Source organism: Mycolicibacterium sp. SMGY-1XX (assembly GCF_059132455.1).
In genome coordinates this window covers 6712395-6725642 of record NZ_CP101139.1, presented here as the reverse complement: position 1 = coordinate 6725642, position 13248 = coordinate 6712395, and the positions used below count along the sequence as shown (strand labels likewise).

Genomic DNA, 13248 nt, shown 5'->3' with positions numbered 1-13248 from the left:
CCGCGCAGTCCCGGTGCTGATTTACTGGGCACGCATCGAAGCGCCATCTGACAGCGGCCCGACAGGACTGACATTGACTTTGCAGCAGCTGTACCTGGCATTGCTGATCGGCGGGCTGGTCCTGCTGTTCAGCATCGTCGGTACGCGGGTGGCGACCCGGGTGGGTTTTCCGGCCCTGCTGTTCTTCCTGCTGGTCGGTGTGCTGCTCGGCGAGGACATCCTCGGCCTGGACTTCGACAACGCCGAGCTGGCCCGCAATGTCGGAACCGTCGCGCTGGCGGTCATCCTGGTCGAAGGCGGTTTGACCACCCGGTTCAGCGACATCCGCAGAGTGCTGGCACCGGCGGGAATGCTGGCGACGGTCGGGGTGGTGGTCAGTACCGTGATCACCGCGACCGGGGCACATGTGTTGCTGCGGATGGACTGGCAGCTGGCGTTGCTGCTGGGCGCCATCGTGTCCTCGACCGACGCCGCGGCGGTGTTCTCGGTGCTGCGGATGATCCCGCTGCCCAGCCGGGTGGCCGGGCTGCTGGAAGCCGAGTCCGGCTTCAACGACGCGCCCGCCGTCATCCTGGTGCTGATGTTCAGCGTCGTGCCGTTCGTCTTCGAACCCGACGGGGCGGCCTTCGATCTGGTGTACGAGCTGGGTGCCGGTGCTGCCGTCGGGCTGGCGTGCGGTGCCGTGGGTGCCACGCTGATCCGCCGCGTCGCCCTGCCGGCGTCCGGGCTCTATCCCATCGCGATCTTCGGGCTGGGCATGGTGGCGTTCGCCGCCGCGGGCAGCCTGCACGCCAGCGGATTCCTGGCGGCCTACCTGGCCGCGGTGGTGCTGGCCAACAGCGGATTGCCGCACCGGTCGGCCACCCGGTCCTTCGCCGAAGGGCTCGGTTGGCTGGCGCAGATCGGGCTGTTCGTGATCCTGGGCCTGCTGATCGATCCCAGTGAACTGCTGCCCGACGTCGTTCCGGCGATCGTGATCGGCCTGGTGCTGCTGTTCGTGGCGCGACCGGTGTCGGTGGTGGTGTCGCTGCTCGGGTTCACCATTCCCTGGCGCGAGCAGTTCTTCTTGTCCTGCGCCGGTCTGCGCGGCGCCGTCCCCATCGTGTTGACGACGTTTCCCATCGTCGCCGGCGTGCCCGACAGTTACCGGCTGCTCAACATCGTGTTCGTCCTGGTGGTGGTGTTCACGCTGATCCAGGGCCCGAGCCTGCGCCCGGTGGCGCAGGGCTTGGGCCTGATCTCCCGCGTCTCCACCCGGGAGATCCAGGTGGAGGCGGCACCGCTGGACGTGTTGGACGCCGAACTGCTCACCATGACCGTGCAGCCGGAATCGCGGCTGCACAACGTCACCGTGCTCGAACTGCGGCTGCCGGATCCCAGCGTGATCACGCTGATCATCCGCGACGGGCACACGTTCGTGCCACTCCCCGATACGCGGATCGAGACCGGTGACGAGTTGCTGATCGTCACCACCAGCAAGACCCGGGCTGCCGCAGAGCGACGCCTCAGGGCGGTCAGCCGCCGGGGCAAGCTCGCCTACTGGTTCGACGAGTACGGCGAGCGCGAGTAACGACGGGCCTGCTCCATCAGCGCGGCGGCCGGCGCGGTGAGGTGCCTGCCCCGGCTGACAGCGGCCACGTGCAGATAGGACTCCGGGACGATGCGTTGTACGCGGGCTCCGGCGCGGCGCGCGGATTCGGTCCAGGCCGACGGCATGACCGCACGGCCCAGACCGTTGAGCACCATCGGCAGGATCGAGGTGCGGTGCGCGATCTCGGCGGCGATGGTGATCCGGGTGCCTTCGGCGATCACCTCGTCGACCAGTGCACGCATCAGCGAACCGCGCTGCGAGACGATCAGCCGGCAGCCGTCGAGCTCGTCGCGGCGCACGGTGGGCCCCGGGCTCACAGGATCATCCGGGCCCGAAATCAGCACCAGCGCCTGGCTTTCCAGCGCAATCACGGTCAAGTCAGGGGCCCGGGTGGGTTCCGGGGAACCCAGGACACCGATCTCACAGGCTCCGCTGCGGACGCTGTCCAGGATCTCCTCCGGGGTGAAGCCGGCTTCGGCGTTGATGGTCACGTCGGGATGCTCTCGCGCGAACTCGGTCAAGATGGTGGTCAGCGGTTCCATGCCCGGTGACGGCATGGTGATCAGGTCCACCCGGCCACCGCGCAGCCCCCGGAGTTCACGGATCGCCGCATCGGCCTCGTCGACGTCGCGCAGGACCGTGCGGGCCGGGCCCACCAGCGCCTTGCCCGCCTCGCTGAGCACCACACCGCGTCCCACCCGGTGGAACAGCGGGGTACCGAGTTCGCGCTCGAAACCGGCGATGGCCTGAGACAGGGACGGCTGCGCCACCATCAGCTGTTCCGCGGCCCTGCTGAAACCACCGTGGTCCACCACGGCGAGGAAGAACTTGAGTTGGCGAACGTCCACGAGCAGACCCTCTCAGCTGCGTCGATAGGGCCAGCCTATACCCCGGATCGCACTTTGGTCTTGGACGCTCGCCCCCACTGTGACTGCTAATGGGATCTACGCGCTGTGTGACGCGCACAACAATGGATTCAGGGAGAGAACAGATGGCAGATCAGGTTTTCAGCATCGCGGCGATTCCGGCCGACGGCGTGGGGAAAGAGGTGGTGGCCGCGGGGCGACGCGTGCTGGACGCGCTGGCCGACCAGTCACAGGGCCGCTTCGCCTTCGCATGGACCGAATTCCCTTGGGGCTGTGAGTATTACGCGCAGACCGGCACGATGATGGCCGACGACGGGCTGGACACCCTGAAATCCTTCGACGCCATCTACTTCGGTGCGGTCGGCTGGCGCAACGTGCCCGACCACGTCAGCCTGTGGGGGCTGCGGCTGAACATCACCCAGAACTTCGACCAGTGGGCCAACGTCCGCCCGGTCAGGTTCCTGCCCGGAGTGGTGTCCCCGCTGCGCAAGGCCGATGACACCGAACTCGACTGGGTGGTCGTCCGGGAGAACAGCGAAGGCGAATACGCCGGGCTCGGTGGCCGCAACCTCAGCGGGCGCGGACCGGGCAACGAGGTGGCGCTGCAAACCGCGCTGTTCACCGAAAAGGGCTGCGAGCGGATCATGCGGTTCGCGTTCGACCTGGCCCGGACCCGCCGCGTCAAGAAGGTCTCCAGTGTCACCAAATCCAACGCGCAGCAGTACGGCATGGTGCTCTGGGACGAGGTATTCGCCAGGGTGGCAGCCGACTACCCCGACGTCGAGACCGAGAGCGTCCTGGTGGACGCGATGAGCGCGAAGTTCATCCTGCATCCCGAAGAACTGTCGGTGGTGGTGGCCTCGAACCTCAACGCCGACATCCTGTCCGACCTGGGTTCGGCGCTGGCAGGCAGCCTCGGCGTGGCCGCGAGTGCGAACCTCAATCCCGAGCGCCGCTTCCCGAGCATGTTCGAGCCCGTTCACGGGTCAGCCCCCGACATCGCCGGCCGTGGCGTGAGCAACCCTGTCGGCGCCATCGCCAGCGCCGCACTGATGCTGGATCACTTCGGTCTGCACGACGAAGCCCGCCGTGTCGAGGCGGCCATCGAGATCGCCACGGGCAACGGGGTGTTGACGCGTGACATCGGCGGCACCGCCGATACCGACACCATGACCGATGCCATTGTCGCCGCCCTCACTCCTGCCCTCACGCACGCCTGATCGGGAAGGTTGACACCATGATCGACATCGACCCGGCGGATACGCCGGCACGTGAGAAGAAGCGGTGGTACCGGCAGCTGTATTTCTGGGTGCTGATCGCCATCGTCGCCGGCGTCCTGGTCGGATGGCTCTCGCCATCCACCGGCGAGGCCATGGAGCCCATCGGCACCACGTTCATCACCGCGATGAAGATGCTGATCTGCCCGATCGTCTTCCTGACGATCGTCGGCGGTATCGCCAGCGTCGCCGACCTGAAAAAGGTTGGCATGACCGGTATCAAAGCGCTGACCTACTTCCAGGTGGGCACCATCCTCGCGATGGTCACCGGTCTGGTGGCCATCAACCTGTTCCGGCTCGGCGACGGGGTGAACGCCAACCCCGACACCATCGAGGCCAGTGAGTCCGCGCAGAAACTCATCACCGCGGGCGAAGAGAAACAATGGTGGGAGTTCATCACCCATCTGGTGCCCGACAGTGTGTTCGGTCCGTTCGTCGAGGGCGACATCCTGCAGGTGATCTTCCTGGCGGTGATCTTCGGTGTGGCGCTGAACGCCGTCGGCCAGATCGGTGGACCCGTGCTGGATGCGGTGAACCGGCTGACGGCCATCGTGTTCAAGGTGCTGGGCTACATCATGAAACTGGCTCCCCTGGGCGCGTTCGGGGCCATGGCCTACGCCATCGGCAAGTACGGAGTCTCGACACTGACCAGCCTGGGCAGCCTGATCCTGCTGTTCTACGTGACCTCCGCCCTGTTCGTGTTCGTGGTGCTCGGCTCCGTGATGGCGTACCTGCGGCTCAACATCTTCCACATGCTCCGGTATCTCAAGGAGGAGCTGCTGCTGATCCTGGGGACCTCCACCGCCGAACCGGCGCTGCCTGCCCTGATGCGCAAGCTCGAGCACGCCGGTGTCAGCAAGCCGACGGTGGGCCTGGTGGTGCCCACCGGCTACAGCTTCAACCTCGACGGCGCAGCCATCTATCTGTCGCTGGCAGCGCTGTACATCGCCCAGGCCACCAACACCGATCTGTCGATCGGCCAGCAGATCGGTCTGCTCGCCGTCATGTTGTTGACCTCCAAGGGTGCCGCCGGGGTGGCCGGTGGTGGATTCATCGCTCTCACAGCCACATTGAGCACCTTGGGCACCATCCCGGCCATCGGTATCATGCTGGTGTTCGGCATCGACAAGTTCATGTCGGAGTGCCGTGCGCTGGTCAACTTCATCGGCAACGCCGTCGCGACGCTGTTCGTCGCCAAGTGGAACGGTGAGGTCGACATCGACCGGGCGCGAAAGGTGTTCGCGGGCAAAGACGTTCCGCCGCTGCGCAGCGACCCTACTGAGCCTGCGGCCCCACAGCAGGTGCCCGCGCCTGACAACGCACCGGTGTTGGCGAGTACCACGAAGTGAGCACCGTGCTGATCGCGCCGGACAAGTTCAAGGGCAGCCTGACGGCCTCGGAGGTCGCCGACACCCTGGCCGAAGGGTTCGCCGCGGCCGGCATGGACGTCCTCACCCTGCCACTGGCAGACGGCGGCGACGGGAGCGTCGCCGCCGCTCTGGCCGCCGGTTTCGCCGCTCACGAGGTCATCGTGGAGTCCGCGCTCGGAACCCCTCATCGCAGTGTCATCGCCGTCCGCGGTGACACCGCGGTGGTGGAGGTGGCCAACACGTGCGGGCTGGCAACGCTGCCGCAGGGGCGACTGGCACCGCTGGATGCCTCGAGTCGCGGCTTCGGGCAGGCGATTCGGAGCGCGATCGAACTCGGCGTGCACCGGGTCGTGCTGGCACTCGGCGGCAGCGCCAGCAGTGACGCCGGTATCGGCATGCTGGCAGCGCTTGGATGTGAATTCCTGAACGTCGGCGGGGAAGTGCTGGTGGCCTCGGCGCGCAACCTGGCGGCCATCCACACCGTCAGGTGGGGGAGCGCCAGGCCCGCCGTGGAGCTGGTGGTGGCCGGCGATGTGATCAACCCACTGTCCGGCCCGTCCGGTGCGGCCGCGGTGTACGGCCCTCAGAAAGGCGCTTCCCAGGCCGAGATCGACGCGCTCGAAACCGGATACGACACCCTGATTCAGGCGTTTCACCGTTCGGGCTGGACCGACGCGGCGGCGGTTGCGGAGCTGTCCGGGGCGGGTGCGGCCGGGGGATGTGGTTTCGCGGCAGCGCTGCTGGGCGCCCGGATCGTCTCCGGGGCGCACTTCTTCCTCGACCTACTGGGCTTCGAGACCCTGTGCGAGGATGCCGATCTGGTGATCACCGGGGAGGGGAGACTGGACGGTCAGACGCTGTGCGGCAAATTGCCCGCCGCGGTGGCCGCCCGGGCCTTCCCCACGCCGGTGCTCGCCGTCGTCGGTAGAAACGACCTCGACGAGGGTGTGCCTTCACCGTTCGTCGACATCCTTGCTGTGGAGCACTTTTCACAGCAGAGCACCGCGCACGATCCCGTAGCGACCCGTCGTGCCCTGCGCCTGATCGCCGAGACCGTAGCATGTGCCGGTGAGTGTCCGCTGGCGTGAGCGAAGTGCCCTGGTCCGTGTCCTGCGTCTGTGGCGCACCAGGCGTCCACGGACGTTTCGGGAGAAGGTGCGCTACAAGATGCTCCGCGACCGCCGGCAGCTGGTGGTGACGTTCGCGGACAAAGCGGCGGTGCGCGCCTACGTCGCCGCCGCCGTCGGGGAGCACTACCTGCCGCGGGTGTACGCCGTCGTCGATGATCCCGCGGCGCTGCGCGAGGTGGACCTGCCCGAGTCCTACGTGGTCAAGCCCACCCACGGCAGCGGAGCCGCCATCGTGGTGTCCGACCGTGCCGATGCGCAGGCCCGGTTGTCCCGGGAGCCGGGAAGCTGGGTGTATCAGCATGTCCGGCCCGAGTTCGCGCCTCGGGAGGACATCATCAGGATCGCGCGCGGCTGGGTGACCCAGCTCTACGGCCAGGGCCCCAACCGGGAATGGGTGTACGGGCAGATTCCCCGCCGCATCATCGTCGAGGAGATGCTCGCCGGACCCGACGGGGCGGTCCCCGATGACTACAAATTCTTCGTCTTCCACGGCGAGTGCGCCTTCGTGCAGGTGGACAGTGGGCGGTTCGGCCGGCGCACCCAGGATTTCTTCCAGCCCGACTGGCGGCATCTTCCGCTGAGGGGAGGCCTGCCGTGGGCGGATCCGGAGCCTTCCCGGCCTGCCTGCCTGGCCGAGATGATCGACATCGCGCAGCGATTGGGCGCAGACACCGATTTCGTGCGCGTCGACCTGTATGCGGTTCCGGACGGCGCAGACAATCGTGTCGTCTTCGGTGAGTTGACCAGCTTCCCCGCGGGCGGGGACAGCCCATTCGATCCCGAATCGTTCGACGAGGTGTTCGGCCGTCCCTGGTCGGTGCCCCGGCGCTACCGCGAACGTTAGTCTGAACGGTATGAGCGTTCCCGTGGGATACCTGGCGTCGATATCCATCGACTGTCCGAATCCGGATGCCCTGGTGCGGTTTTACTGCGATTTACTGGGTCTGGAGGAGTTTTTCGCCACTCCGGACCGGGGCGTCATCTCACTGTCCGGTGCTGGTCCGATGGTCACCCTGATGCGGGTCGACGAGTACCAGGCGCCGTCATGGCCGAACGGGCCGCAGCACAAGCAGATGCATCTCGACCTCGCAGTCGATGACCTGGAACAGGCGGTGGCGGCGGCGAAAGCCATCGGTGCGGTCGAGGCCGAGGTCCAGGCGGCACCCGAGCAGTGGCGGGTACTGCTCGACCCGGTGGGGCACCCGTTCTGTCTGAGTACGGTCCGACCGGACTGAAAGATCAAGTGCCGCAGAACGTCCGGTAGTTCACGAAATCATCCGGCGCCGGCTCGGCGTAGCGTTCCAGTCCCGGCCGCTGGTCGTAGGGTGCGCTGAGCGCGACCAGCAACCGTTCCATCGGTGCGGTGTCACCTGCGGTTGCCGCCGCCAGCGCCTCCTCGACCAGATGATTGCGCGGGATGTAGAGGGGGTTGACCCGATCCATCGACTCGGCGTCGGGTCCCAGGGCGCGCCAGCGGTCCAGCCACGCATCGAAAGTGGCCAAGTCCACGAACAAGCCGCGGGACGGTTCGTTGTCGCCGCGGGCGGCGGCGCTCAGGTGACGGAAGAACGACGTGAAGTCGACCCGACTCTGCGTCAGCTGTGCGAGCAGATCGGTGATGAGACTTGCCACGAGGTCATCCGGAAGACCCTCGGCCAGACCGAGTTTGGCACGCATGCCCGTCGACCACGCGGATTCGTAGCGCGCCCGGAAACCGGTGAGGGAGTTCTGGGCGATGGTGATCGCCTCATCGGGTTCCTCGGCCAGCAGCGGCAACAGCGTCTCGGCGAACCGCGCCAGGTTCCAGCCGATGATCGCCGGCTGATTGCCGTAGGCGTAGCGCCCCCACTGATCGATCGAGCTGAACACCGTCTCCGGGGCGTAGGCCTCCATGAATGCGCACGGGCCGTAGTCGATGGTCTCGCCGGAGATGGTGGTGTTGTCGGTGTTCATCACACCGTGGATGAAGCCGACCATCATCCACTGGGCCACGAGTGCGGCCTGAACGTCGATCACCGCATCGAACAAGGCCAGGTAGGGGTTGTCGGCCTGTGCGGCCGCCGGGTGGTGCCGGGTGATCGCATGGTCGGCGAGGCGGCGCACCAGCCCGAGATCACCGGTCAACGCCGCGTACTGAAAGCTGCCCACCCGCAGGTGGCTGCTCGCCACCCGGGCCAGCACCGCGCCGGGCTGCACGGTCTCCCGTTGCACCGGCCGGCCCGTCGCCACCACCGCCAACGACCGGGTGGTCGGAATTCCCAAGGCGTGCATGGCTTCACTGACTATGTACTCGCGCAGCATGGGACCCACCACGGCCAACCCGTCGCCGCCGCGCGCAAACGGCGTGCGGCCCGAGCCCTTCAGATGAAGGTCACGCTCGCGGTCGTCCTGGCCGCGCAGTTCCCCGAGTAACAGCGCCCGGCCGTCCCCCAGCCGTGGCTGCAGATTGCCGAACTGGTGGCCGGCGTATGCCTGCGCCACCGGCGCGGCGTTCGAGGGCACCGCGGCACCCACCAGAAACCCCAGCCCGTCCTGGCTGCGCAGCCACTCGGGATCCAGACCCAGGTCCACGGCCAGGGCATCGTTGACCACGAGTAGCTGCGGGTGCGGTGCGGGTTCAGCCTGCCAGCGGACCGCCATTTCCGGCAGCTCGCGGGCGAACCGGTCATCGAGGGTGACCGGGATGACGCCGGTGCCCGGCTGAACTGTCATGCCAGCACCGGCCCTTCGACAGGAGCTTCGACCAGAAGCGACATCCCGTGATGCGCGGGCATCTCCACGGCGAAGCTGTGCAGGTCATCGACACTGGCGATGTGCTTGCCGGTGAACATGTCCGACACGGTGGAACCGGGCGGCAGCGTCTCGGAACGGACCGAGCCAGAGACCTCTTCGTTGGCGAAGTTGAGCACCGTCAGCTGATAGCGACCCTCCCCGGCCAGTTCGTGTACCAGCACGAGCATGCCGCGGTGGGCCACTTCCGGGATGTCGACCTGCCGGCTGGTCGCGATGCCGTAGTGCGACCGCACCCGCAGGATGGCCTGCAGCTGGCGCAGGAAGCTGGTCTCGTCGGCCAGCTGCTCCGGGATGGAACCGTAAAGGCTTCTGCCGCGCGGCATTCCGGCCGACGACTGGGTGGCGTCGGGGTTGACACCCATCAGATCGTGCGCGGCGCGGTTGATCCACCGGGTGTCACCGCCCTGCAGCAGCTGCGAGACCTGGGAGGTGGGCAGCGTGAGCATGCCGCACATGTCCCAGCCCGACAGTGCGAAAACACCCGGCTGCAACGCGTTGAACATCGCCAGCAGCAGGTGGGCCCGACGGACGTGGTCCACCACAACGGGGTCGTCGATCCGGTCCAGATCAGAGATACCCAGGGCCGCCGCGATCACGGTGGCCGTGGTGCAGGCGATTCCGTTGGTGGTGAAAACCAGGTTGTACGAGGCATTTTCACCGGTGAGGTGCTGGGTGAGATCGGCGCGTACGGAGGCACCGAGCTCTTCGCCGGTGATCTCCGAACCCTTGTAGGTGAAGTGGTCGTCGCGGTGCCCGTGCGACCAGTGCAGCAGCTCGTAGGTGAGCTCGTCGTGGTTCTGCAGTGCGTGCACCAGTGACGCCGGGTCCACGCCCAGTTCGAGGGTGGTGCGCAGACACAGGCGCAGGAATTCGGTGTCCGCGGTGGCCAGGGCGTGGTGATAGGCGGGCCGGTTGACGAAGTCATAGGACAGGTCGGCGCCGGCTTCACCGATCTCACGGATGTCGTCGATGGTGAGGTTGAGCTCCTGGAACGTGAAACCGCCCACCTTGCGCACCATGCTGGCGATCAGGTGATTGGCCGCCTCCGACAACGGGTGGCCTTCCGACCAGGCGGTGCTGTCCTCGGCTGCCGTCTTCTCCGCGCCGAGGAAACCGTTGGCGTCCAGGCGCAGACCGCCGGTGCCGAGGTCGGCCAGTGAGTGCAGGGCGTCGCCGATCACCAGGCGCATACCGGCGAACGACGGATCCAACCAGTTGATCGACGGCTGCCCGTCCTTGAAGTAGTGCAGATACACCCAGCGCCGCTCCACGCCGTCGATCCCCACCACCGGCCGGGTGACGCTCCAGTTGGTCTCCTTGACCCCCTCGGCGTAGAAGATGACGCGCTGCAGCCGCCCGATGATGTAACCGGCCTTGTCCAACCACTCTTCGGTGGCGGTGTCGATGTTGACCGAGTCGGCGCCCTGCGGAACCTCGGGCAGGTGCTCCCAGTCCCGGGGGTCGATCTCGACCATGTGATAGATGCCGGGGTAGTCGGCGTACTTCATCTCGGCCAGGCGGAAGTCGGCACCTTTGCCGGTATGGCCCGGGACGATGTCGTCGATGATGGTGCCGCCGTACCAGCCGGCGGTGCCGCACATCTGCCGGAATTCTTCTTCCGTGCCGAACGCCGGGTCGATCTGCGTGCTGATGCGGTCGAAGTGGCCGTCCACGCTGGGAGTCTGCTCCCAGCCCCAGATGCCGCCCGCGCGCTTGACCGGACCGGTGTGGACGGCCTCGATGCCGATCTCGGAGAAGGCCTGCCACATGTCCTCGTCGGCCATGGCTTTGAGGAACGACTCGTTGGGACGGGTGATCAACGACAGCGGGTAGGCGGTGAACCAGACCGCGGCCGTCTCCACCGCGCCGCGCGGACTCGGTGTGGCGTAGGGGTTCTGCCACATCGAACCCTGACCGGAGAATTGCTGGCTGATCTCGTTGGCGTCGGACAGCATCGACTGGGACAACAGCCACGACACATAGGCCGGGTTGTCGCCACGGGCGGGGCCGTCCTGGTTCAGCGAGCGCCGGGTGAACGAGGTCTTGACGCGCGGCCGGAACCGCAGTGAGCGTGGGCGCGCAGGATGCAGGTGCTCGTCGAACGTGATTTCGGTCGGCTCGTTCGTCTGATCCTCGCGGGCTTGATCATCGCGTTCCGACTCTGCCGCCTGAGTCATGAATCCCTTTCGCGAAAAGCTCGTAGTAGAAGGCTCGTGAAGCCGCGTCGATGCGTTGGCGTCGGCCGCGGGCGTTCTAGGGGGTATTGCCAACCCCAGGCGCAGATAAAACCGCCCACGGCGACACTGGGCACATCCCCGACATGAGAAACCACCCTACGGACCAATCCTGTCGGCGGCGCGGCCTCGCGGTTAGTCCGAGGTGGGAGAGCTTTCCGGGCGGGGCGCCGCGGTGACGAACCCGGTGACGGCCACGGCGGCGCACCCCACCATCACCAGCGCCAAGGGCAACGCGGTGTGTTCGCCGCCCAGGCCCACCAGTGGCGCCACTAGGGCGCCGATGCCGAACTGCAGGGCGCCCAGCACCGCGGATCCGGTCCCCGCCTGGTGCGGGACGGCGGCCAGCGCCAGTGCGGTGGCATTGCCCAGGATCAGACCCTGGCTGGCCACGGCAACGAAGATCGGTATCGCCAGTGTCCAGACGGGCGCCCCGGTGAGGACCAGCGCAAGCAACACCAAGGCGGCGGCCGAAGCGGTCAGCAGTCCGACGCCGAGGAGGGTGCGTACCGCAAAACGCTGCGACAACCGGGCCGACAGGGCGCTCATCACGCTGATTCCCAGCGCGTTGACCCCGAAGGTCAGCCCGTACTGAACCGGCGTCATTCCCATCATGGTCTGGAACACGAAGGGCGAGGCGGAGATGTAGGCCATCATCACCGCGAAGCCGAAGGCGAACGCCACCGTGTGGCCGGCGTAGGTCCGGGTGAGCAGCGCGCGTCGGGCCGTCGGCCCGGTGGTGGCCGCGCGCAACTCCTGCCGTCGCTCCTTGGGGTGCGACTCGCGCACCACGGCGGCGGTGACCACGAACATGAGCACCACCACGGCGCACACCACCCACAGGATGCCGCGCCAGCCGATCTGGCCCACCAGCAGACTGCCGGCGAACGGGGCGATGACGGGTGCCACCCCGCCGACGATCATCATCAAGCTGAAGGCCCGCGCCGCTGCCTTACCGCTGGCGAGGTCGGACACGATGGCCCGGCCGATCACCATGCCGGCGGCCCCGGTGAAGCCCTGCGCGAAGCGAGCGCCGGTGAGGACCTCGATGGTGGGCGCCGACGCAGCCACCGCGCTGGCACCGACACACAGCAGGGTGCCGGCCAGTAGTGGCCGAAGCCGGCCCAGTCGGTCCGACAGCGGGCCGAAAACCAGCTGGCCGAGGGTGATGCCGAGCAGGAACGCCATCAATGTCAGCTGCACCGCTGACGCGCTGGCCTCGAGTACTCCGGCCATTTCCGGAAACGCCGGCAGATACAGGTCGGTGGCCACCGGGGCGACCGCCGACAGCAGCGCCAGCGCCAGGAGAAGAGAGGTGGTGATGCCCCGGTCCGGCGTGGTCACCCCCGCGTGGCGTGCGCCGGCCACGTCGATATCAGTCATGGAAGTCTTCAAAGTAGTTATTTATTGATAACTATACAATCATAACTATCCTGTCGTACGATCGCGGCATGACCGACGGCGACGAACTGGCCGAACTGGCCCAGCTGATCCTCAGCGTCGCGCGGGAGATCCGGTTCCGCGGATACGACGACCCCGAGGCGGTGAGCCTGAACGCTTCGGAGGCCAACGTCATGCGCTACATCGACACCCACCCCGGCACCACGCCCAGCGCGGTCGCCGACGCGACCGGCCTGCGGCGCAGCAACCTGAGCACGGCCCTGCGCGATCTGGAGTCGCGTGGATTCGTCGAGCGCCGCGTCGACCCCAACGACGGGCGGGGAGTCAACCTGTTCCCGACCCCGCGGGCGGCGCGCAATCTGGAGCTGGTGCGACGCGAGTGGGCGCATGCCCTCGACGTCGGCCTCGGTGCTGATCACCGAGACATCGCTTCGGCGAAACGGCTGCTCCAGCGGCTGGAGGGCGGACTGGTGGCGGCCCGGCGCCGGTGATCGACCGCGCGCCGAGGGTGGGGTTCACTGTGCACCGCGACAAGCCGCAGGGTTTACTCGACTCCGCCGAAGTCAACAGGTAGGCAGCGGGAGGA

At 67.2% G+C, this 13248-nt stretch carries 11 protein-coding genes; 7 read left to right on the top strand and 4 right to left on the bottom strand.

Annotation, left to right across the window (positions count from 1 at the left end):
* Positions 1 to 73: 73 nt before the first annotated feature.
* Complete coding sequence (locus NL241_RS32090; protein ID WP_487690330.1) at positions 74 to 1570, top strand: potassium/proton antiporter; 1497 nt, start codon at positions 74 to 76, stop codon at positions 1568 to 1570.
* Here the strand turns inward: NL241_RS32090 and NL241_RS32085 are convergent.
* Positions 1537 to 2439, bottom strand: coding sequence for a LysR family transcriptional regulator (locus NL241_RS32085; protein ID WP_487690333.1), 903 nt, complete (start codon positions 2437 to 2439; stop codon positions 1537 to 1539). The two genes, NL241_RS32090 and NL241_RS32085, sit on opposite strands and share 34 nt — an antisense overlap.
* A 143-nt stretch (positions 2440 to 2582) precedes the next feature.
* Between NL241_RS32085 and NL241_RS32080 the strand changes: the two genes are divergently transcribed.
* The 5 genes from NL241_RS32080 to NL241_RS32060 are packed head-to-tail and all read left to right on the top strand — an operon-like array spanning position 2583 to position 7469.
* Entirely contained in the window at positions 2583 to 3677 is a 1095-nt protein-coding gene (locus tag NL241_RS32080) for a tartrate dehydrogenase (RefSeq protein WP_494396099.1), read from the top strand.
* Between the two features lie 17 nt (positions 3678 to 3694).
* Positions 3695 to 5083 (top strand): C4-dicarboxylate transporter DctA, encoded by a 1389-nt coding sequence (gene dctA / locus NL241_RS32075; protein ID WP_494396098.1) that lies wholly within the window; start codon positions 3695 to 3697, stop codon positions 5081 to 5083.
* On the top strand, positions 5080 to 6192 hold the full coding sequence (locus NL241_RS32070; protein WP_494396097.1) for a glycerate kinase: 1113 nt from the start codon (positions 5080 to 5082) through the stop codon (positions 6190 to 6192). The genes dctA and NL241_RS32070 overlap by 4 nt, the downstream gene beginning before the upstream one ends.
* Positions 6173 to 7078, top strand: a complete 906-nt coding sequence (locus tag NL241_RS32065; RefSeq protein WP_494396096.1) for an ATP-grasp fold amidoligase family protein — start codon at positions 6173 to 6175, stop codon at positions 7076 to 7078. Before NL241_RS32070 ends, NL241_RS32065 begins: the two co-directional genes overlap by 20 nt.
* A gap of 10 nt (positions 7079 to 7088) precedes the next feature.
* Complete coding sequence (locus tag NL241_RS32060) at positions 7089 to 7469, top strand: VOC family protein (RefSeq protein WP_487690346.1); 381 nt, start codon at positions 7089 to 7091, stop codon at positions 7467 to 7469.
* A 4-nt stretch (positions 7470 to 7473) separates the two neighbouring features.
* Here the strand turns inward: NL241_RS32060 and NL241_RS32055 are convergent, their stop codons facing one another.
* From NL241_RS32055 to NL241_RS32045, 3 genes are all read right to left on the bottom strand, one after another.
* Positions 7474 to 8946, bottom strand: coding sequence for a protein adenylyltransferase SelO (locus tag NL241_RS32055; protein ID WP_494396095.1), 1473 nt, complete (start codon positions 8944 to 8946; stop codon positions 7474 to 7476).
* Positions 8943 to 11204: a maltose alpha-D-glucosyltransferase gene (treS, locus tag NL241_RS32050; RefSeq protein ID WP_487690350.1), complete on the bottom strand. Its 2262-nt coding sequence runs from the start codon at positions 11202 to 11204 to the stop codon at positions 8943 to 8945. Before treS ends, NL241_RS32055 begins: the two co-directional genes overlap by 4 nt.
* A gap of 192 nt (positions 11205 to 11396) precedes the next feature.
* Entirely contained in the window at positions 11397 to 12644 is a 1248-nt protein-coding gene (locus NL241_RS32045; RefSeq protein ID WP_494396094.1) for a multidrug effflux MFS transporter, read from the bottom strand.
* A 68-nt stretch (positions 12645 to 12712) separates the two neighbouring features.
* Between NL241_RS32045 and NL241_RS32040 the strand changes: the two genes are divergently transcribed.
* Positions 12713 to 13153, top strand: a complete 441-nt coding sequence (locus NL241_RS32040) for a MarR family winged helix-turn-helix transcriptional regulator (RefSeq protein ID WP_487690355.1) — start codon at positions 12713 to 12715, stop codon at positions 13151 to 13153.
* Positions 13154 to 13248 lie beyond the last annotated feature (95 nt).

What these genes read in the sequence shown, in the direction of transcription:
- NL241_RS32080 (WP_494396099.1), top strand. Translation starts at nt 2,583, where the DNA reads ATGGCAGATCAGGTTTTCAGCATCGCGGCGATTCCGGCCGACGGCGTG.
- dctA (WP_494396098.1), top strand. Translation starts at nt 3,695, where the DNA reads ATGATCGACATCGACCCGGCGGATACGCCGGCACGTGAGAAGAAGCGG.
- NL241_RS32060 (WP_487690346.1), top strand. Translation starts at nt 7,089, where the DNA reads ATGAGCGTTCCCGTGGGATACCTGGCGTCGATATCCATCGACTGTCCG.
- NL241_RS32055 (WP_494396095.1), bottom strand. Translation starts at nt 8,946, where the DNA reads ATGACAGTTCAGCCGGGCACCGGCGTCATCCCGGTCACCCTCGATGAC.
- treS (WP_487690350.1), bottom strand. Translation starts at nt 11,204, where the DNA reads ATGACTCAGGCGGCAGAGTCGGAACGCGATGATCAAGCCCGCGAGGAT.
- NL241_RS32045 (WP_494396094.1), bottom strand. Translation starts at nt 12,644, where the DNA reads ATGACTGATATCGACGTGGCCGGCGCACGCCACGCGGGGGTGACCACG.
- NL241_RS32040 (WP_487690355.1), top strand. Translation starts at nt 12,713, where the DNA reads ATGACCGACGGCGACGAACTGGCCGAACTGGCCCAGCTGATCCTCAGC.